Annotated in this window: 21 protein-coding genes; 11 read left to right on the forward strand and 10 right to left on the reverse strand. The window is 46.6% G+C overall.

All coding sequences use genetic code 11. From position 1 onward, the window contains the following. Nucleotides 1-5 precede the first annotated feature (5 nt). Nucleotides 6-1,205 carry a glycosyltransferase family 2 protein gene (locus ABH897_RS18175; RefSeq protein ID WP_283653118.1) on the forward strand — a complete coding sequence of 400 codons (1,200 nt, stop codon included), beginning with the start codon at nucleotides 6-8 and terminating at the stop codon, nucleotides 1,203-1,205. On the opposite strand, the gene ABH897_RS18180 is transcribed toward ABH897_RS18175, so the two are convergent. Continuing rightward, nucleotides 1,202-1,558 (reverse strand): hypothetical protein, encoded by a 357-nt coding sequence (locus ABH897_RS18180; RefSeq protein WP_404529636.1) that lies wholly within the window; start codon nucleotides 1,556-1,558, stop codon nucleotides 1,202-1,204. The genes ABH897_RS18175 and ABH897_RS18180 overlap by 4 nt on opposite strands. A 346-nt stretch (nucleotides 1,559-1,904) precedes the next feature. On the opposite strand from ABH897_RS18180, the gene ABH897_RS18185 reads away from it, so the two are divergent. Beyond that, a complete protein-coding gene (locus ABH897_RS18185; RefSeq protein ID WP_283653115.1) occupies nucleotides 1,905-3,125 on the forward strand; it encodes a glycosyltransferase family 4 protein in 1,221 nt (406 codons plus the stop codon). Nucleotides 3,126-3,147: 22 nt separating this feature from the next. Further along, nucleotides 3,148-3,321, forward strand: a complete 174-nt coding sequence (locus tag ABH897_RS18190) for a hypothetical protein (RefSeq protein ID WP_283653114.1) — start codon at nucleotides 3,148-3,150, stop codon at nucleotides 3,319-3,321. A 132-nt stretch (nucleotides 3,322-3,453) separates the two neighbouring features. Here ABH897_RS18190 and ABH897_RS18195 read toward each other — a convergent pair whose 3' ends face one another. Then, nucleotides 3,454-3,876 carry a hypothetical protein gene (locus tag ABH897_RS18195; protein ID WP_283653113.1) on the reverse strand — a complete coding sequence of 141 codons (423 nt, stop codon included), beginning with the start codon at nucleotides 3,874-3,876 and terminating at the stop codon, nucleotides 3,454-3,456. Nucleotides 3,877-3,901: 25 nt separating this feature from the next. Further along, nucleotides 3,902-4,249, reverse strand: coding sequence for a hypothetical protein (locus ABH897_RS18200; protein ID WP_283653112.1), 348 nt, complete (start codon nucleotides 4,247-4,249; stop codon nucleotides 3,902-3,904). A gap of 200 nt (nucleotides 4,250-4,449) precedes the next feature. Here ABH897_RS18200 and ABH897_RS18205 point away from each other — a divergent pair, with 200 nt between their 5' ends. The 5 genes from ABH897_RS18205 to ABH897_RS18225 all read left to right on the forward strand — a co-directional run bounded on the left by ABH897_RS18205 (nucleotide 4,450) and on the right by ABH897_RS18225 (nucleotide 9,507). Beyond that, nucleotides 4,450-5,097, forward strand: coding sequence for a DUF1796 family putative cysteine peptidase (locus ABH897_RS18205; protein WP_404519576.1), 648 nt, complete (start codon nucleotides 4,450-4,452; stop codon nucleotides 5,095-5,097). Further along, a complete protein-coding gene (locus ABH897_RS18210) occupies nucleotides 5,090-5,716 on the forward strand; it encodes a DUF1796 family putative cysteine peptidase (protein WP_283653110.1) in 627 nt (208 codons plus the stop codon). The genes ABH897_RS18205 and ABH897_RS18210 overlap by 8 nt, the downstream gene beginning before the upstream one ends. A 126-nt stretch (nucleotides 5,717-5,842) precedes the next feature. Continuing rightward, a complete protein-coding gene (locus tag ABH897_RS18215; protein WP_404592535.1) occupies nucleotides 5,843-6,772 on the forward strand; it encodes an NAD-dependent epimerase/dehydratase family protein in 930 nt (309 codons plus the stop codon). Between the two features lie 142 nt (nucleotides 6,773-6,914). Beyond that, nucleotides 6,915-7,679: a M15 family metallopeptidase gene (locus ABH897_RS18220; protein WP_283653108.1), complete on the forward strand. Its 765-nt coding sequence runs from the start codon at nucleotides 6,915-6,917 to the stop codon at nucleotides 7,677-7,679. A 100-nt stretch (nucleotides 7,680-7,779) separates the two neighbouring features. Continuing rightward, on the forward strand, nucleotides 7,780-9,507 hold the full coding sequence (locus ABH897_RS18225) for a methyl-accepting chemotaxis protein (protein WP_283653107.1): 1,728 nt from the start codon (nucleotides 7,780-7,782) through the stop codon (nucleotides 9,505-9,507). 97 nt (nucleotides 9,508-9,604) lie between these two features. Here the strand turns inward: ABH897_RS18225 and ABH897_RS18230 are convergent, their stop codons facing one another. The 6 genes from ABH897_RS18230 to ABH897_RS18255 form a co-directional block, all read right to left on the reverse strand. Further along, the gene (locus ABH897_RS18230; RefSeq protein WP_283653106.1) at nucleotides 9,605-9,928 is read right to left on the reverse strand and encodes a PTS sugar transporter subunit IIB; all 324 of its coding nucleotides are present in this window, start codon (nucleotides 9,926-9,928) and stop codon (nucleotides 9,605-9,607) included. Between the two features lie 30 nt (nucleotides 9,929-9,958). Beyond that, a complete protein-coding gene (locus tag ABH897_RS18235) occupies nucleotides 9,959-11,395 on the reverse strand; it encodes a glycoside hydrolase family 1 protein (RefSeq protein WP_283653105.1) in 1,437 nt (478 codons plus the stop codon). Then, a complete protein-coding gene (gene uxuA / locus ABH897_RS18240) occupies nucleotides 11,388-12,446 on the reverse strand; it encodes a mannonate dehydratase (protein ID WP_404592558.1) in 1,059 nt (352 codons plus the stop codon). The genes ABH897_RS18235 and uxuA overlap by 8 nt, the downstream gene beginning before the upstream one ends. Nucleotides 12,447-12,536: 90 nt before the next feature. Further along, entirely contained in the window at nucleotides 12,537-13,832 is a 1,296-nt protein-coding gene (locus ABH897_RS18245; RefSeq protein WP_044645745.1) for a PTS sugar transporter subunit IIC, read from the reverse strand. Between the two features lie 18 nt (nucleotides 13,833-13,850). Continuing rightward, nucleotides 13,851-14,219, reverse strand: coding sequence for a PTS lactose/cellobiose transporter subunit IIA (locus tag ABH897_RS18250; RefSeq protein ID WP_404592536.1), 369 nt, complete (start codon nucleotides 14,217-14,219; stop codon nucleotides 13,851-13,853). Nucleotides 14,220-14,413: 194 nt separating this feature from the next. Further along, nucleotides 14,414-16,339: a BglG family transcription antiterminator gene (locus ABH897_RS18255; protein ID WP_404592537.1), complete on the reverse strand. Its 1,926-nt coding sequence runs from the start codon at nucleotides 16,337-16,339 to the stop codon at nucleotides 14,414-14,416. 170 nt (nucleotides 16,340-16,509) lie between these two features. Between ABH897_RS18255 and ABH897_RS18260 the strand changes: the two genes are divergently transcribed. The 3 genes from ABH897_RS18260 (at nucleotide 16,510) to arsC (ending at nucleotide 18,714) form a co-directional block, all read left to right on the forward strand. Then, nucleotides 16,510-16,860 (forward strand): ArsR/SmtB family transcription factor, encoded by a 351-nt coding sequence (locus ABH897_RS18260; protein WP_044645743.1) that lies wholly within the window; start codon nucleotides 16,510-16,512, stop codon nucleotides 16,858-16,860. Nucleotides 16,861-16,972: 112 nt separating this feature from the next. Next, the gene (locus tag ABH897_RS18265) at nucleotides 16,973-18,268 is read left to right on the forward strand and encodes an arsenic transporter (RefSeq protein ID WP_283653103.1); all 1,296 of its coding nucleotides are present in this window, start codon (nucleotides 16,973-16,975) and stop codon (nucleotides 18,266-18,268) included. 26 nt (nucleotides 18,269-18,294) lie between these two features. Beyond that, nucleotides 18,295-18,714 (forward strand): arsenate reductase (thioredoxin), encoded by a 420-nt coding sequence (gene arsC / locus ABH897_RS18270; RefSeq protein ID WP_044645741.1) that lies wholly within the window; start codon nucleotides 18,295-18,297, stop codon nucleotides 18,712-18,714. 177 nt (nucleotides 18,715-18,891) lie between these two features. On the opposite strand, the gene ABH897_RS18275 is transcribed toward arsC, so the two are convergent. Further along, nucleotides 18,892-19,920 (reverse strand): LacI family DNA-binding transcriptional regulator, encoded by a 1,029-nt coding sequence (locus ABH897_RS18275; RefSeq protein ID WP_283653102.1) that lies wholly within the window; start codon nucleotides 19,918-19,920, stop codon nucleotides 18,892-18,894. Nucleotides 19,921-20,016 lie beyond the last annotated feature (96 nt).

The raw sequence follows: 20,016 nt of genomic DNA on the forward strand, positions 1-20,016 counted from the left end.
TTGATATGGTAGATACGGGGGTTGTAATGCCGCTCTACAAACAGGATATCGGTTATCTACAAGCGGCGATTTCGTCCGTACTGGCCCAGAGCTACGGAGCGTTTCGTTTCATCATCGTTATTGACGGAGCGCCGGAAATGGTAGGACCGGCGTTCCATGCAGCAGGGGGGGACCCGCGTGTTCAGTTGATTATACTTCCTGAAAACAAAGGAGTATCACATGCTCTCAACCGGGGGTTCGACGAGTTGTTCGAAGATCCTGCGATCACATATGTGACCTGGGTATCCAGTGACAATGTTTATAATTCATTCTTTATTGAACGATTGCGGAGAGAGCTGGAGCAGGGGCCCGACTCGCTTGGCCTTGTATTCTCCACTTTCCGCCAGGTTGACGCTGGAGGAAACCCGTTGTATGACGAGCAGCATCAACAAGCGCTGATCCGATACCAGAGCCAGCCACATCACGAATTACTGAACGCCAGCATTGTTGGGGTTTCATTTATGTACAAAAGCCAATATGCCCGTCAGATCGGCGGCTATCGGTTGCAACCCGTGGAGGACTATGATTACTGGCTGCGACTGACCGAGAAGTGCAGCATGAAATTCATCCCGGAGGTCCTTATGGATTACCGGGTGGATTCCGCTTTTAGTGTATCGGCCAGCTTGCACAGCCAGAAGGAGCATCGACGCTGGCGGCACGCATTTCAAGTCGCCAAGCATGAGACGAGAGCGCGCCGGGGTATCCCGCTTGAAATGACCATTTTGATGCCCGTTACGGATATGACTCAGGCTGAGCCGTTGCTGGATCAGCTGCTGGAGCAGCATTACAGCAATTGCTTGGTGCGGTTGCTGGATCTTACGCCTGAACAGGGCGCCTCTTCCTTCCTGCCCATCATGCTCGACCCTCGCCTGATCGTAACTCCAAGACCGCGATATTCCATGAGGGAAGCGCTGATTCAGGCCATTGGGGAAACGGTGACCCGCTTTGTTGTATGCTACGGGGTTAAACCTTATATCGCCGTGACGGATTTGCTGTATCTGACGGATTTACTCCGCCCACTGCCGAATACCCACGTTTTTTCCTACTATACAGATGATCACTCTACCATAGGCAGCGGGCGGGAAGTCACCGCTGTACCGCCGGAATGGAATTACGTGTATTACACCCATCGATTGCATCAGGCGCTGGAACAGGGTCGCTTTTAGCTAACTGGAGACAGGGCCGCAATCGTGGTCAGCTCCGATTGAAGGACACGATGCTCCTGCACAACATTGCCAAACTGGTCCAGACCGAAGTTGGAAAGAACCACATTGGATGGAACAGCGGCGACCACGTTGTATTGCACTTCATAGGCAAGCACACCTTGTATAAAGAAGGTGCGTCGGGCAATGGAGTTTGCAGGTACGTTAACTGATGTTACGTACAAGGGGATCTTGGTATCCGGTACGAGCGAGAAAAAAATTTGTATGGTCACGGTTGCTGCGTTTACCGTATCCTCATTCACCAGATTCACAACGACATTGGAGCAGGCAGTACCAAAATCCCTAGTGTTTGTCATATATCCGGTTGTAAAAGCCAAAACAATCATCCTCTCGAATACAGAATATTGGAAAATCCCTGTAGGGATGCTTCTATACTATGAATCTACTGAATAGAAAGCTTGTATGGTTGTCAGGAGTCTGCGCATAAAATTTAACAGAGCTTCTGGTAACCAATAGTTCCTTTAATCCTAACGGGAACAGCCCCGGTTCCGGTTGTCACCATCGGTAATTTTATTGATGTGACCATCGTGCCCAATAACGGTTTCTTTGCGGTATGGACAGATGCACTGTCGGGCTCTCAGCAAATTTACGGAAGTAACGGAATGTAGCTTAGCGTACGAGACAGGAGGAGGTGAGGCTGTTGTGAAAATTTTGTTGGCTACCTACTGGCCGATCCCTCATTTGGGAGGCGTGTGGCCGTTTATGCTGCAAATTAAACGACGGCTGGAGCTGCTGGGTCACACCGTGGATTTGATGGGCAACGGACCGGATATACCCAAATACCATATTGTTTTTGAGAATAGGGAGCTGCTGAAGGATCAGTTGTTGCCCATGCTGAACACGAAGCTGAATGAGACGGTTGTACCTGTATTACATCAGGACTCCTGGGTGCAGACGGTGGAAAAAGACCGATACTGCATGGAACTGTCGGCGGCGTATTTTGGAGTTGAACAATACGATGTCATTCATACACAGGATGTCATTGCGACACGTGCCCTAAGCCGGGTCAAACGTAAAGATAGCGCATTGGTCGCCAATATTCACGGCTCGCTGGCCCGCGAAGTCATGATGGCGATGGAACGGGATCAAGAGCCGGGATATCGAGAGTTGTTGGTATGGAAATATTATTGGGCACTGGAGCACTATGGCGCTATATCCGCTGATATTACAATTACATCTACGGAATGGATGAAGCAGACGCTCATTCGTGAGTTTGAAGTGCCCGAGCAACAGATTGCTACTTTCCAATATGGTTTGGATACCGAACACTTCTGGGAGGTTTGCGCGAAGGGGACGGATGTCACACGACCTGAGGGGAAAAAGGTCATTATTTGTCCTTCACGGCTGGTATATATCAAAGGGCTGCACTACTTAATGAGTGCTCTTGGTTTGCTGAAAGATCGGCGCACAGATTGGGTGTGCTGGATTGTCGGAGAGGGAGACAAAAGGGAAGAACTTCAAACACAGGCTGATGAGCTGGGGCTGAGGGAAGAGGTAGTTTTTCTCGGACATCGTGAGGATGTGCCTGCCCTCTTGCAACTGGCGGATATTTTTGTTCATCCGAGTATACAAGATAATCAGCCATTTTCGGTTATGGAGGCGCAGGTTTCGGGGCTTCCGGCAGTGGTATCGGATGCAGGTGGACTCCCGGAAATGGTGGAGCATGAACATACTGGGCTGGTCTCCCCGGTTGGCGATGTGGAGGCGTTAGCAGCTCAATTGCAACATTTACTGGCTCAGGATGATGTGCGTATTGCTATGGGGAACCGAGCCAAAGCATGGGGAACCACGCAGTGGTCTCTGGATGTAATGATTGCACGACTCGTGGATATTTACGCGCAAGCGCTCAAGCAAGTACGTTGATTCGATAGTGAGGAGGGGGATCATGACTTTTCCTGTAGTTGGAGACTTGTACAACCGTATTTTTGAAATCGAGCAATCGCACCTGGATCTGGAGGTGGATTATGAAATATGGAATCGGATTAACACCTCTTTACCAGAACATTATAAGCTACCGGACGCGAACATACTGGAACGTCTGAAACAAGCCACGCGATGAGAGTGACAGTCGTCATTCTGAACCGAAACGTCCGTAATGCATATAAATATTCGACTGTTTCATTATATGTGGAGCAAGTGTAAAAGGCAGGCCGGGGCGTGATTCCCAGCCTGCCTTTTGGGCGATTACAGATCATGTTTCGTCCAGGTTTCCATCAACTGAATCATCGTAAACTGAGCCTTGGATCACGAGTGGACCGGTGACAACGGCCCGACGGTCAGCCGATTGCACAGTCAGGCAATAAACATATGGCGCTGTCTGTTCCACAGTTTCCTCATACCTTAGCTCGGCAAAGCCCTCCTGATAGCAGGAATCCTGCAACCAGTCCAGCACGGGACCCTGACCGTCGTTGCGACGCAGTCGGATAACCAGCTCTCCGATATCCCAGTTGAGCAGCGGATTTTCCCATGCCAAGGAGGCTTCAATGACAATACTTCCTTCAGACTCACTCGCAGGAATGATCAACGTAGATAGCACGCTCTCCTGTTCGGTGACCTGAAAAGGCAGCGCATGTGTGCCTGCTTCGGCTTTGTTTTGTACCGAGTATTTTAGCATACTTTCTTCCTCTCCTGTCCGTGTATTAGGGCGTCACGGTAAAATGACTGGCTGTACGCATAGCGACCACGTTCTCGTTCTCCACAAATTCAGCCAAAATAAATAACGTTTCTGGATTGCATATACTTGTGACCACCCGCAGGTAAAAAGGGTTTTGGGCTGTTTCCATATCTTTGAGCTGTACGACAGACCCGGCTTGGGGAGAAGTGCTCAGGCTAAGTAGTTGTCGTCGGAAAACGCCGCTATCATTTCCTATTTCCAACATTACATCGACAGGTCTCTTTTCACGATTGAACAGGGTCACATGACAGCTTTGTATACTGGCGCTGTGATAAGCGAGGTGATGATCAGCAGATAAAAGAAACACGGACATATGATGAAGCCTCCTTGAATTTCGTTAGGTTACCAGCCTTATATCATATGAAAAATGGCCGTGTCTGGACTGGATAGTTGTACGCCTTTTTTGACAAAATACGCGCCGGGGTCCAACCCTTTTAGCCGAGCTGGCATGTAATGTAGAGTGGAACAACCTGCGGCCTGAGGAAAGGGTCGCTTTAAAAAGGAGGCACGGCTATGAGACTTGCACAGCTGGCAGGGGAATATGATGCGGTCTTCAGTTTGGGGCAAAACTGCACGCCTGCCATTCAATTGGAAAAAAACCGCCTGCGGCCGTTTGCCGGAGTGCTGGACTGGATGATGTCTGACACGCTGTCCGATGTGAATCGCTTGCTGGAAAACCGGTTTGCCGGGTTTATGGATTTTCCCAATTTAAGTGTCGTTGGTACGAGCCAACTGAACTATATGGTCAGGGATATCGATTATAACGTGATCTCGGTACATGATTTCCCGCAGGAACGCAATACGTCCGCAGATCTGGCGACTTATCCAGAGTTCAGGGAGAAGATAGACCGCCGTATCGAACGTTTTTTTGCAAAAACGCAGAAGGCGCAGCACAGCTTGTTCGTCCGTATGCTGGGAACCTATGAAGAGGCAGAGGAACTGGAGCGCATCTTGTACGGCATGGTGGCGCATGAATTTCGACTGCTCATCGTGAACTGTTCCGGTGTAACAGAGCTGACTGAGGTCGACTGGCAGCTTCCAAATGTATGCGCGGTGGAAATGCCTTTTGCCGATGTATGGAATTATAAAAGTGATCCGCACTGGTGTACGCTTTTTCAGGGAATGTCCCTATCTTCGGAAAGGGGAGGACGGCGTGCTTGAGCGATTGCAGGGGGATTATGACGCTGTATTCAGCTTGGGAGGACATTGCCTGCCTTCCATTCAGCTGGATAAAAACGGACTGCGTCCATACGCGGGACCGCTGGACTGGATGATTTCCGGCAACTTGTCGCAGATCAGTCGCTTGCTGGATGCCCGTTTCGCCGGATTCATGGACTTTGCCAGCCTGCGTGTGACGGGGCATGATTACGGCGAGTATAACTTCATGGTCGAGGACGCGTCGTATGAAATTACAGCGGCACACCATTTTCCTGTTACCCTGAATACATCGGAGCAGCTGACTTCCTATCCTGCATTCAAAACGACGCTTGATCGCCGCATCGCACGTCTATTGGAGAAATCTGCGCTTGCATCCTGTTTGCTGCTGGTTCGTCTGGGGGGCAGTCGGGATCAGGCGGTAGAACTGCACACCGTATTGTCACAGATGATTACCCACGATTTTCGCTTGTTATTCGTGGATTATACAGGGGCTGCCGATGTGACGGAGCTGGATTGGGGGCTGGAGCAACTGGTTCCAGTGGCGCTGCCGCCTGAGGATATTTGGAGCGGGCAGGATGAGATGTGGCGCTTTATGCTGGCAAACGTCAGGCTACACGTCTGAGCAACTGGAAGGTACGTCTTAGATTGTCTTTGGTGTCTGTGCTTGTGCCTGCGCCAAGCTGTAGAGCACCGCATAACATGATGGGAAAGGAAGAAACTTGCTTCGGTTCAAAAGGAGGGTGAGCTAGTGAAGGCTTTGGTCACCGGGGGAGCCGGATTTATTGGTTCCCATCTGGTGCGTGCGCTTGCTGATTCGGGCATCAGGGTGCATGTGCTGGATAATCTGACGACCGGGAATGTCGCAAATGTGGACCCGCGCGCGGTCATGCATATGGCGGATATCCGCAGCTCCGAGACCCGGACGCTGCTCATTCGGGAAAGCCCGGATATTGTATTTCACTTGGCGGCACAGGCCGATGTCCAGCAATCCATCCATCGACCGGATGAGGACGCAGATGTGAATGTGATGGGGACGATTCATCTGTTGCAGGCTTGTCATGAAGCCGGTGTATCCAAGCTGATATTTGCGTCCACATCCGGCGTATACGGTGAACTGCAAAAGCAATGTATTCAGGAAGACGATCCTGTGGAGCCGATTTCGGGCTACGGGCTTTCCAAGCTGACCGCAGAATCGTATATCCGTCTTTTTCATCGGTTATATGGCATAAATTACACGATTTTGCGTTACGGGAATGTGTATGGTCCCGGTCAGGCCGCGAAGGGAGAGGGCGGTGTAGTCGCTCTTTTTATGGATCGACTGAAAAAAGGGAGCCCCTTGCTCATTCACGGCGACGGAACGCAAACCCGCGATTTCGTGTACGTCAAGGATGTAATCAGAGCGAATCTGGCGGCTATACGTGCAGCGGATCAGCGTACGGTACATGTGAGTACGGGACGAACCACGTCCATCAATCGGCTGGCCTACGATTTGCTGAAGCTGCACGGCTCGTCCGTTCGGCCCGTGTATTCAGCTGCGCGGGCGGGAGACATTCACCATAGCTGTCTTAGCAACGCAGTCGCGAGACATTGGCTTCGATGGGAGCCGCTATATGGCATCTCTGCCGGATTGAAGGAAACGTATGCGAGCAGTATTGGTTCAGGAAAAGAAGGCGTGTAGCGGGAAAGCGTGCGATTCAGGAAGGGGCTGGGGGCAGCCTCTTTTTTATGGATAGCCTGGCAGCTACTTATAGGAAAATATGTCCTCACCTGATACAATGGTCAGCAGTAAGCCAACCAGTTTCACAAAGGGGAGTCTGCCTATGTTGAAGAAGTCTTTAAGAAAAATCGGCATCGCACTGATTACATATGCATTATTGCTAAATGCAGGTCCTTTTTTCACCGTTGCTGCCGGAGCCTCGGACGTAACTGCGGATAGCAGTACAACGCAGAATTTGAACATTGAGAAGAAAAATAAATTGCCCAAGGGATTCGTGTATCTGGATGAAGTGATTCCTGCGGCGCAATATGAAATCCGCTATTATAGTGAAAATAACTTTGTTGGCAGACGGATTGATGGATATAAGAGGCCTTTTGCGATCATGACCCATACAGGTGCAGCGGCTTTAAAAGGGGTTAGCGATGATCTGGCAGCCAAAGGATATCTGTTGAAAGTATACGATGCCTATCGTCCGCAAAAAGCCGTGAATCATTTTGTCAGATGGTCGCAGGATAACGGTGATCTCAAAATGAAGCAGCAGTATTACCCGAAGCTGGATAAGCGCAAATTGTTCAAGCTGGGCTTCATCGCCAGGAAATCCGGCCATTCGCGGGGGAGCACCGTGGATTTGACGCTGGTGCACATCAAAACGGGGAAGACTGTCGATATGGGGAGTCCGTTTGATTTTTTCGGTGATATTTCCTATTACAACACGAAGCTGATCAGCAAGACACAGCAGGCGAACCGAAAAATCCTTAGGGATGCTATGGTGAAGCGTGGCTTCAAACCTTACAACAAGGAATGGTGGCACTTTACGCTGATGAAGGAGCCTTATGCTAAAACATACTTCAATTTTGATGTGGAATAGGAAATATGGGACGATTTAACTAAAAAGGATAGGCAGAAAGACATGTATAATATAAAATGATGTAAATACAAGTTGGATTATCCAAAGGAGCGTTGGCGGGTTGAACAGTCTGTTGTCACGTATGGTGTTGTTTTTTTCGGGCCTTATTGTAATCGGTGGAGCCATTCTGGGTTTTACCTTGTATCAATCTTCGAGCGAACTGGTGGAAAACTCCATGGGCCAGCAGGCCAAAGCGGTGGCCGAAAGGGCCGCAGCCATGATTAATGTGGACAAATACACAGACATTAAACCCGTTGCCGGGGGAGAGAATGCTTATTTTAATGAGCTGCGCGATCAGCTTAACGAGCTGAAGGAAGCTAACGGCTTCAAGTATTTATACACGCTGGGGAAAGTGGAAGACGGAGGCCAAGCGAGCTATGTGTACATCGTTGACGGCGTGGCTGCTTCCACCGCCAAAGAGGACTATTCGCCGCTGGGCACTCCCGAAAACAATGCGTACCCGGGGATGCTGCATACTTTGGAAACTGGGGAGGCTTCCATAGGCGATCTGACGAAGGATGAGTACGGAGCCACCGTCTCGGCTTATGTTCCGATTAAAGGCAAGGACGGCAGCATTACAGGAGTTGTCGGGGCAGATCTGGATGCTACAGAGGTATACAAATTAATGGAAACATCCAGAAGAACGATGCTGATCGTAGCTGCGATTGTGCTGGTGGTATGTATTCTGTTGGTCTTTGCACTAGCCAAATATTTGACTCGTCCGTTATTAAGGTTGACCAAAGATGTTGCCAAGGTTGGTGAAGGCGATCTTACGGTCGTTATTGATACGAATCGTAAGGATGAAATTGGCCGTCTGGCTTCGGCTTTTGGGGTCCTCGTAACGGATACAAGAACGGTAATTGAGGGCATTGGCAAAGGCTCGGACCAGATCCTGTCTTCATCCGGGGATGTGTACAATCATGCCCATGTTACAGCAGAAGCCAGTCGGGATATTTCCATACATATTAAAGAAGCTGCGGTGGGGGCAGAAACCCAGGTATTCCAGGCCATGGAGATGAATAAAGGCATGGAGGACATGACCTCCAGCATGCATCGAATTGCACAATCTGCTGCGATTGTAGCGGACTTATCGCAGGAAACTACCGAGAATGCTCATCAGGGTAATGAAGCCATTGTCAGGGCTGTGGATCAAATGAAATCCATTGTAGACTCTACAGCGGCGATGGCTACCGCCACCAAACAATTAGAGGAGCATTCCGTGGAAATCGGAGAGGTACTTTCCCTGATGACGGATATTGCCGGACAAACCAATCTCCTCGCGCTGAATGCAGCGATAGAAGCGGCTCGGGCCGGAGAGCATGGGCGTGGTTTTGCCGTGGTAGCCGAGCAGGTAAGGAAGCTGGCGACTCAATCCCAGTCGTCCTCGGCGGTTATCGCAGGCATCATCACCTCGGTTCAGCAACAGACTTCCGAGCTGTCCAAGCGGATGGAGGGAAGCGCCCTTGAAGCCAGGGTGGGAATGGACATTGTAAATGTGGCTGGACAATCCTTTGGCCATATTCATTCCGGTCTGGAACGGATCACGACACAATTGCAGGAGGTATCGGCTGCCTCGGAGGAGATCACTTCTGTTTCGGAGGAAGTCGCAGCTTCCGTGGACCAAATGGAGGGAATTTCACGGCATGCAGCCGAACACTTCCACCTGATTACAGAAGCCTCGGATGGGCAGCTAACCTCCATGGAAGGCGTCAGCCAATCGGCGGAGAGCCTGAAAGGGATGTCCGCCGAGCTACGCCAGTTGATTGGACGGTTTAAGGTGACGGGATAATCAATATCAATATGTATACCAATATACGGAAAGGCGGCAGCTTCCTGATGGGAGACTGCTGCCTTTTGCTATTCATCGAAAAATGTCTACATGTTCATTATGATTCGCCAGCCAGCTTCAAGGCTTGATCCAGCACGGCGGCACCGTTTGCTCTACCATAAGCGATCGTATCAATGACATCCACCGGGATGCCATAGGGAGCTGCAATTTCGGCAACCGGCTTTTTACGCATCCGTACTTGAGGACCAAGCAAAATAGCAATCACAGAATCTTTAATGCCTTCCAGCTCTTCCTTAATGGTACTTTCGGGGATGGCTTCGATGTTAAGCTCCATGGATCTGGCTGCTGCTTCTTTTTTCATCTTGGAAACCAGAATGGATGTGGACATACCCGCAGAGCAGGCCAGAATAATTTTTTTCATATTTGAACGCCTCCAGAAATTGATTTTTAATTATTTATACTCTTCATCCAGATCAGCAACAAACGAGCGTTCTTTGATGGCAGATTGATACCAGTAGCCGGACTTCTTCAAATGCCGACTTCGATCATTCTCCAGGTTAATTTCCACCAGTCCATAGCGATTTTTAAAAGCATTCATGGGAGAAACGTTGTCTGTAAAGGCCCACAGCATATAACCTGTACAGTTGGAGCCGGCTTCTACAGCCTGTAACGTGTAGCATAAATGCTCAGTTATAAAGTCAATGCGATAGTCGTCCTGAATGATGTGCTCCTCATTTTTGAAGACAACTTCATTCTCAATACCCATACCATTTTCCGCGACAAACCACTCGATATTGTTATATTCATTCTTGATACGCATTCCCATATCGTAAATGATCTTGGGATAAATCTCCCAGCCCCGTGACTTGTTCATTCTTTTACCCGGAAGATCGAAATGCTCATAGTAGTAAGAGGGGTGGAAGGGAATGTTTTCATTCCACGCTTTACTCTGCGCTTTGACCCGGTGCGGATAATAGAGATTGATCCCGACGTAGTCAACGGTATGTTCCTTAATCACTGCCAGTTCTTCCGTTGTAGCTTCAAATGCAATATCATGCTTGCTCATTAAGTCGAATAGTTCTTGCGGGTATTCGCCTTTAATAAGCGGGTCCAGAAATACTCGATTGTAAAATAAATCATACACATGTGCAGCATACTGGTCATGAGGGGCGCTGGATCGGGCATAGGTTACTTCAGGATTCAAAATAACGCCTATTTTAGCCCCGTTCTGATTATAGTTTTTGGTTTTGAAAAGTTGTACGCATTTCGCAGTAGCCAGCGTTTTATTATAATTCCATTGCATCCACTTCCGCGTATTTTGTTCATAGGGATAGCGAAGGGCATCCAGATAGACACGAGTCTGTACAACAATGGGCTCATTAAATGTAAACCAGTGTTTTACCCGATCTCCGTATCGTTCAAAAACCTTTTCTGCATATTTCACAAACAGTTCCACCACATGCTTGGAAGACCAGCCCTCATATTTGTCCAGCAAAAAAGCGGGCACCTCGTAGTGCTCCAGACAAATCATGGGCTCGACCCCACTTGCAATCAACTCGTCAATGACCCGGCTCATATAATCCGCATACGTTTCATCCACGACAACATTCTCATAATCCGTTAAGAAGCGGGACCAATTAATAGAAGTACGATAATGGGTTAGGCCAATCTGCTTCATCAGCGCAATATCCTCAGCGTAACGATTATAGAAGTCGGTTGCACCCGCAGGTCCATATCCATTGTGCCAGACATAGCGGTCATTTTTGTACCATTGGTCGAGAAATGAGTCCTGCCCTTCCTTTTTACCGCTCCAGCCCTCTGTCTGCCAGGCGGAAGCCGCAGCACCCATGATGAAATTCGACGGAATTTGTATCGTATGTTTAGCCATTACATGCTTCTCCTTTTCGTACTATAGATTCCCAAAGGCCCGTTAAGTAGGCCGCTCCCAATGCACGGTCATACAGTCCATAGCCGGGCTTTCCTTGTTCTCCCCAGATCATTCTCCCGTGGTCAGGTCTTACATACCCTTCAAACTGATGACGATGCAGGATATGAATCAGCTCCGCCATATCTATGCTACCCGATTCGGACAGATGCGCTGACTCTTCAAAATCACCGTTAGGATAACGTTTGACATTACGTAGATGAACAAAATGAATCCTTTTCTGCGCGGCGTATTTGTCTAGCATTCCGGGTAAATCATTGTCTGGTGAGCTGCCTAGCGAGCCACTGCAAAAGGTAATACCGTTATGCACGCTGGGCTGAAGCTCCAGCAGACGGTCAAAATCTGCTTCCTTGCTAAGAATACGCGGCAGACCCAGAACAGGCCATGGCGGATCATCTGGATGGATCGCCATTTTTACGCCGACCTCTTCGGCTACGGGAATTACTTCTGCCAGAAAATAAGCTAGATTCTCCCAGATTCCTTCGGCTCCCAGTTCTTTATACTGCTTCATTAAAGCAGGGAGTTCTTTCTTTGGATATGATAAATCCCAACCCGGAAGCGTAAAATCAGCAATGTTCGGCTCAATCTTTTTCAGTTCTTCCCCCGAGAAAGCCAATGTCAACGATCCGTCGGGAAGAGGCTTGTCAATGACGGTACGAAACCAGTCAAAGGCAGGCATGAAATTGTAGCAGACGACTTTTACCCTGGCATCACCCAGCCTTCTCAGCGTTTCTTTATAATTGGCAATATAGTTGTCCCTGGTGGGGAGTCCCAGCTTGATCGCTTCATGTACAGGAACGCTTTCCACGACTTCAAATGTAAGTCCCGCTTCCTCGATTTGCTGCTTGAGAGCAGTGATACGGTCCCAAGGCCATACCTCTCCAGGCGGAACGGTATAAACCGCGCTTACAATTCCTTTGATATAGGGGACATGCCGGATGTAAGAGAGTGGAATGGAATCCTGCTCGCCATACCACCGAAAAGTCATTTTCACCATGATCAGCTTCTTCCTTTAAAGTTGGCGTTAACCTGAATCCAATAAGAATACGCTTTCTATTAGGAAATATACCTCCATAGTAGCGCATTATTCAGCCGTTCGCTTGTTGGCAATTTTGACGAACGGGAAATAGATGATAATCGCTACCACAATACAAATGATCTGGGTTACGACGGCGCCAATGCTTCCACCTGTAGACAGGTAGGCATTAATAATAGGCGGAGTAGTCCATGGAACCATGACGACGGCCTTACCTGCAAATCCAAGCAACGTCGAAAAGTAGCCAATCGTTCCTGTGATAAGCGGAGTAATAATGAAAGGGATAGCCATCAATGGATTCAACATAATCGGAAGTCCGAAAATGACAGGCTCGTTAATATTAAACAGGCCAGGTCCAAACGAAAGCTTGGTAATTTCCTTCATATCCTCGCGCTTGGAAGCAATCATAATACAAATCAAAAGGGCCAGCGTAATCCCTGAACCACCGATACTCATGTATACGTCCCAGAAAGGCATCGTAATAATGTTCGGAATCGGCAGTCCTTGCTCATAAGCAGTCATGTTGACGGTAATCGCTCCAAGCAGCAGAGGTTCACGAATCGGTTTTACCATTTGGTTCCCGTGAATGCCGATCACCCAGAAGATTTGCGCAACCAGCATCAGTACCAATATACCCGGCAGTCCTTGCACCACGGTCTCCAGAGGTTTTTGCACCACATTATAGACGGCATCATACAGGTAGAGACCTGTAAATTTATGAAAGAAGAATCCAAGCATCGAGAAGACAGTCACCGTAATGATGGTTGGAATGAGTGCAGAGAAAGAAACAGCCACATTGCTGGGAACACTTTCAGGCATTTTAATTTTTAGCTTATCGGACTTGCCCAGTTTGCTGTACAGCTCAACGGATAGAATGCTTATGAAAATACCTAAAAACAAGCTTTTGGTATCCGTAAACTGGCGGGCTATGACATCCGTTACTTTTTGCATTTCTCCGTTAACCATCAACTCTATCGTGGTTGGCGTTACAGATATAAAGCAGATTACAGCGAGTAGTCCTGGGAAGAGGTTTTTCTCCCCGTTAATTTTTCCTAGCTCCAGACCAATCATGAAAATAGCCAGGATGGTAAGGATATTCAAACTGGCATAGTTAATGCCTGAGAAAATCGGTTTGTACTCTGCCAGGAAGGAGAAAGGTTTAAAATGGGCCAGACCATTGACCGGGTCCATGACCATATTGGAAATCAGTACAGCAAAGGCACCGACAATGATGACAGGCATTAATGTGATAAAGGCTGATTTGATCGCTATAATATATTTAAAATTGTTGATTGCATTTGCCACTGATGTGAGGCCGTCGACTAGCTTGTTTTTGAAAGCCATGGGATAGTGCCCCTCCCTCTACGATTTTGGTACGAATTGATCAATACGTTCATACAGATCTACAAACTCTGAGGCCATATCTCGAATGGTGATAGCATTCATCAAATGATCTTGAGCATGTACCATCATGACCGACATCTCTGTTTTTTCACCCGCTGCTTCCTTATTGATGATTCTGGTTTGAATTTTGTGGGAGGACACCAGTTCTTTTTTAGCTGAGGATAATTCTTCTTTGGCTTCCTGAAACTTTCCCGCCTTTGCAAGCTCAATCGCCTCCATGGCCGAGCTGCGTGCATTCCCAGCGTATAATATAATTTGGAATACAATTTCTGTATCATCCATGCCCTCCATACTCACGTCGTGCTCTGTAGTTTCATCATTATTCATGTTTTTTTATCTCCCTTCAAAAGCTGCCTTCTTTAGTATTATAATTTGGAATCGCTTTCAATTTAACGCATAATTTTTCCGCTTCTTAACGGAAAAATCGTCTCTTCTAAATGACTTCTCCATCACCACAAAAAGGAGAGACCCCCGCCTTGCAGGCTTCAGGTTCCTCCTTTGCAATTACATATTGCTAATATTCAGCTATTTATATGCAGCACTTCTACAAATTCCGTGTACGTTTTGCAGCGGATAAGCTGCTGGACGAGCTTTTCATTATTTAAAATTTCAAGCAAAATATGATACATACTCTGTAAATCTTCTGATTTGGTGCGCTGTATGCAGAGCATACAAATAAACTGTACTGGCTTGCCATCCCAATCGATAGCTTTTTGTAATGTACAGATGGCCCAAAACGTGGAATCAGCGAAAGGTTCCATCGGATGCGGAATCGCGACAAAGTTGCCAAATGAAGTTGGGGAAACAGCTTCACGCTCTACCACAGATTGCAGCAAGGGGCCTTTCACAAGATCGGCTTCGTGTATTTTTGCGGCTATAAATTCAAGCACTTGGAGTTTGTTTTCAAACTTCTGCTGAAGAAAAACCAATTTTTTTCGTACATACTGCACAGCAGGAAGTCTTGCCTCTGAGATTGCTTGTTCAATTTTAGTGATATCAGAACCGCCTAAAAATGTATTCACATGTATCATGGGTACAGAAAGCGGTTCTGAAATGGGGATCGTGCTAATGACAAAGTCCAGTGTATCCAACGGCATTTGTTTAAGCTTATAAAATTCAGTGGTTCCCACGATTTCCAACCTGGAACCGAAGACCGATTGAAGCTTATAATACAGCAGCTTTGCGCTGCCGAGTCCAGAAGCACATACGATCATGCACTTTTTGGGTGCGCCCTCCATTTTCTTTCTTTCCATCGCGACTCCGATATGAATGGCTAAATACCCAATTTCATTTTCCTCGATGTGTATATGAAGTCGCTGCTTGATGACTTCCGCAGCAATGATACCTGCTTCAAAGGCAAGCGGGTAATTGGCTTTGATTTCATCCAGCATAGGATTCCGCAAATTCATTCCGTATTGATAACGGTTAATGACCGGTTTGAGGTGAAGACAAAAAGCAATCAGCAATTCCTTGTCGTTGTGAATGTTCATTTTCAACTGTTGATCAATTTGGTTTAGTATTTCAATAGTCAGTTCGTAGATATCTTTATCAATGATCTTTTTAATCTCTATTTCATCCAAATGGGCACTAACGACTGTCCTTACACCCAGCAGGTGCACAGCAATGTACGCAACTTCAACAAGTGGAAAGGAGTGCTTCATTTTTTGTTCTAAAGCAGATACGATCTCAGTCGCCACCATAAACTCTTTCTGCGCTTCAATTTTTTTCATTTCTTGAGGATAATACGAAACATACCTTTCTTCACGAATACGCTTACATGCAATAGCAATATGAATGACCAGATTGTTCAAAGCAATGTCCGACAACTGAACATCATTGAATTCAATGCGATCCAGAATCACTTCTCTTATCCATTCCATCTCTTCGTTAGAGATCAGAGGAGGGTGGGACATCTGCCGCTCGCCTATTTCATCTGTTCTACTGAATATATAGTCGGAAATGCAATAACGCAGCTTGGCCTCGTTACCTTTGACTCGAATACCATGATACGGTCTATTCTCCAGGGATAGTCCGTAGGTTGCCAGTAACTTGCGCAGTTCTTTGAGGTCATTCTGTAAAGTAGATCGACTAACATACAGGATCTCAGCTAAATCATCAAGTTTGATATATGCATTGGTGAGTAGCAGCTTTTTCATTAAAACACGATTTCTGGCTTCAGAAGAATTCGCTAATGGATAGGGCACATGATTTTCATAATCCTTTAACTGCTTTAGTAAATGATGAAATGCTTGTTCGTCCCGAATTTCTAACTTGTAGCCCGTTCCTTTAAGGGGTTTGACTGCTGCTCCATGCTTCGACAACAGCGCCCCCAATTCCTTTAAATCCGTTCGTATGGTTCGAGAGGATACCTTCAATACATTTGCCAGGTGTTCTCCGCTCACCATCTGTTCTGCAACCAATATACGAAGAATATCAAAAATACGCAAAACGAGCCTCCTTCCATAGCTGTTCTGATGAACAGTATACAACGGTTAAAGTAGATTGGTTATGTAAAAGTGAAAAATCCGATTATACGATTGTATTGAAAAAGAGTGGTGTTGAGTATACAATTAAGATATAAGCAAATGATTATATATAGAGAGAAGAGGTGATCATATTGGACCAACTGGCTTATGTAGCGGATCAATTAAAGCTATTGGGTGATAGAACACGGCTGACGATGCTCTCTTTGCTCCAAGAGAGGGAATGGTGTGTGTGCGAATTTGTCGAGATTTTTGATATTTCGCAACCGGGTATCAGCCAGCATCTAAGAAAGCTAAAGTCTCAAGGGATTGTAAAAGAAGCTCGACGCGGACAGTGGGTGTACTATTCTCTCAATGTGGAGGACAAGCCTCATATTCAAGCGGTCCTTCAATGTATGCCAGATGAGAAGCAAATTTTGAAGCTTTTAAATAAAGAAGAACCAACCGCTGCTTGCGGACCTGATTCGAATTCCTGCTCCTGCTAAAGATTCGATGGAAAAGTTGCCTCTGTGAGCATGGAAAATGATGCCCAATATATAAGCATATGCTTATAAAATGATTTGATGTGATGATACATCTTGGATCGGAGGTTTGAACGTGTTATCGGTTTTCTTGTCATGCGCTATTTTCCTGTTAACTTTGACGCTGGTGATCTGGCAGCCCAAGAACCTGTCTATTGGATGGTCAGCCTCCGCAGGAGCAATTTTGGCTCTGCTTGTTGGCGTGGTTCATATTCAAGATGTGTGGGAAGTAACCCGAATCGTGTGGAATGCCACGCTGGCTTTTGTAGCTATTATTCTCATTTCATTGGTGCTGGATAAGATCGGACTATTTGAATGGGCCGCTTTACATATGGCGAGGGCTGCGCAGGGAAGCGGGGTCCGGCTGTTTATGTATGTGACTTTGCTGGGAGCGGTGGTAGCTGCTTTTTTTGCAAATGATGGTGCCGCTTTGATCCTGACTCCCATTGTACTGGCGATGGTACGGGCGCTCAAGTTTGAAGAAACAAGGGTATTCCCTTTTATCATAGCCAGCGGCTTTATTGCAGATACGGCTTCGCTTCCGCTCGTCGTCAGCAATTTGGTTAACATCGTGACCGCCAATTTCTTCAACATTACATTTATGGAGTATGCAGGCCGCATGATTATTCCGAATTTTTTTTCTATAGCTGCGAGCATGTTAGTGCTGTATCTCTTTTTCCGTAAAAGCATTCCAGGGAAGTTTGATGTTGCTCATGTAACGGCTCCTGCTAAAGCGATTAAGGATGCGAAAATGTTCCGGCTTTCCTGGATCTTCCTGACCCTTCTGCTTGCAGGTTATCTGATCAGCGAATTTTTCAACATTCCAGTTTCGGTAATTGTGACAATCATTGCTGTTATTCTCTTATTTATTGCTCGTAAAAGTCCTGTGGTACCTGTAAAAGAAGTCATGAGAAGCGCGCCATGGGCCATCGTATTTTTCTCCATCGGGATGTACGTCGTAGTATACGGGTTGCGTAATGTGGGTTTGACAGATTTGCTAGCTCATCTTATTCAAGCGGCAGCAGACGAGGGGATGTTTGTGGCTACGATGGCTATGGGTTTTATGGCTGCCGTCATTTCGTCGGTGATGAACAACATGCCTACAGTCATGATTAATGCGCTGGCGATCCATGCTACGAACGCAACAGGAATGATCCGGGAGGCACTTGTTTACGCCAATGTAATCGGGTCGGATTTAGGGCCCAAGATGACACCCATTGGCTCCTTGGCTACGCTGCTCTGGCTGCATGTGCTTACTTCTAAAGGCATAAAGATTCGTTGGGGAACCTACTTCAAAACAGGTGTAATTCTGACCTTGCCTACGCTTTTTTTCACACTTTTGGGTTTGTATTTGTGGTTGACAATATTATGATTTAAACACTAAAGGAGACGATCATCATGGATAAAAAGACAATTTACTTCTTGTGTACTGGTAATTCTTGCCGTAGTCAGATAGCAGAAGGCTGGGCCAAAAAGGTTCTGGGCGATCACTGGAACGTATACAGCGCAGGCATTGAAGCACATGGACTGAACCCGAAAGCTGTACAGGCTATGCAGGAAGTGGAGATTGATATTTCAGGGCAAACATCAGATATCATCAGCTCTGAACGGCTAAACTCCGCCGACTTGGTTGTGACCTTGTGCGGGGATGCAGCGGATAAATGTCCTGTTACGCCTCCTCATGTGCGCCGTGAGCACTGGGGTTTTGATGATCCAGCGAAAGCGCAGGGTACCGAAGAGGAAAAATGGGCCGTCTTCCAGCGTGTGCGTGATGAAATTGGGGTACGCATTCATAAGTTTGCTGAAACAGGAGAGTAAATAGGCAGGCCGCCTACCCGGCGGCTTTATTTTAGAATCATAGAACCCCTGTTCCACTTAAAATAATGGCGAGTATGATGAAGACCGCTCCTGTCCAGCTCACATAATCATATATCATGCTGAACCCTCCCTCTTGTTATCTTCTCTATCACCCCATTTAGTTTACCTTATCATAGGTCATTCTGAGGCTAAACAAGATTTTCTTTCAATAACCTCTGTATTCACCAGAACCTGAGTATGATGCTTCTGATCGTTGTTAAGTCTCTCCATAAGCAAGTTTACAGCAGTTCGGGCCAAAACCTCCTTTTTCACATGAATGGTTGTGAGTTCCGGGCTAATAACCTTAGCCTCATTAATATTATCAAACCCCATGATGGAAATTTGTTCAGGCACTCGAATGTTCGTTTCCTGAAACGTTTTAATGGCACTGATCGCCATATAATCATTTTCGCAAAATAGGGCCGAAGGAAGCTCATTCAATTCATGAATAGCTGTTTTGAAAGAGTCCTGTGACATCACAAGCATGGGATGCATATCAAATATAAGCCCATTTTCTATGGAAAGATTGTGCTCCTCTAAAGCCGCCATAAACCCTTCCTTTCGTTTTTTAAAGTTGAGGATTCTGGTACTGGATTGCACGTATCCTATTCGTCTGTGTCCAGACTGAATTAAGTATTGGCCTGCCTGATACCCGCCAAGATAGTTATTAATGGATACGAAACTGGCGTCGACGTGTTCAAAGCAGGTATCCAAAATCACAATATTGGTATGAATGGATTGTATAGAATGAATAATCTCGGAAGTTAAATTGGTGCCAAGCAGAAGTACGCCTGAAGAGGGCTGATCTTTTTCCAAAGCAGATAATTCTTCTTCGAGGTTATGGCTATCAAAAGACGAAAAAATTAGGGTATTTCCATGCTCTCTCACCTGATTAGTAATATGATGAATTAATTCATTGAAAAAGGGAAATGAATCATAATGCTCTGTTACGATGTCTGTATTTTTACATGCCACAAAGCGAATCACATGGTGATTTTTAATAGATTCCTTGTTGGACTTCATGGTACGTGGTTTATATCCATGCTCTTGTGCAATTTTTAGAATTTGCTCCTTTGTTTCTTCACTAACTCCGGGTTTGTTATTAAAAGCAAGGGAGACAGCAGATTTCGAAACACCTGCAAGCCTTGCAATATCATCAATTTTCAATGCAGAACCCCCTATTGAACTAAACTACATAAATTATATCATTATTCTACAAAAAAGTTTAGATTATAAACTAAACTAAACTAAACTAAAAAACAT

Origin of the sequence: Paenibacillus sp. RC73 (assembly GCF_044908085.1) — a bacterium.
In the GTDB taxonomy this organism is placed as follows: Bacteria; Bacillota; Bacilli; order Paenibacillales; family Paenibacillaceae; genus Paenibacillus; species Paenibacillus terrae_A.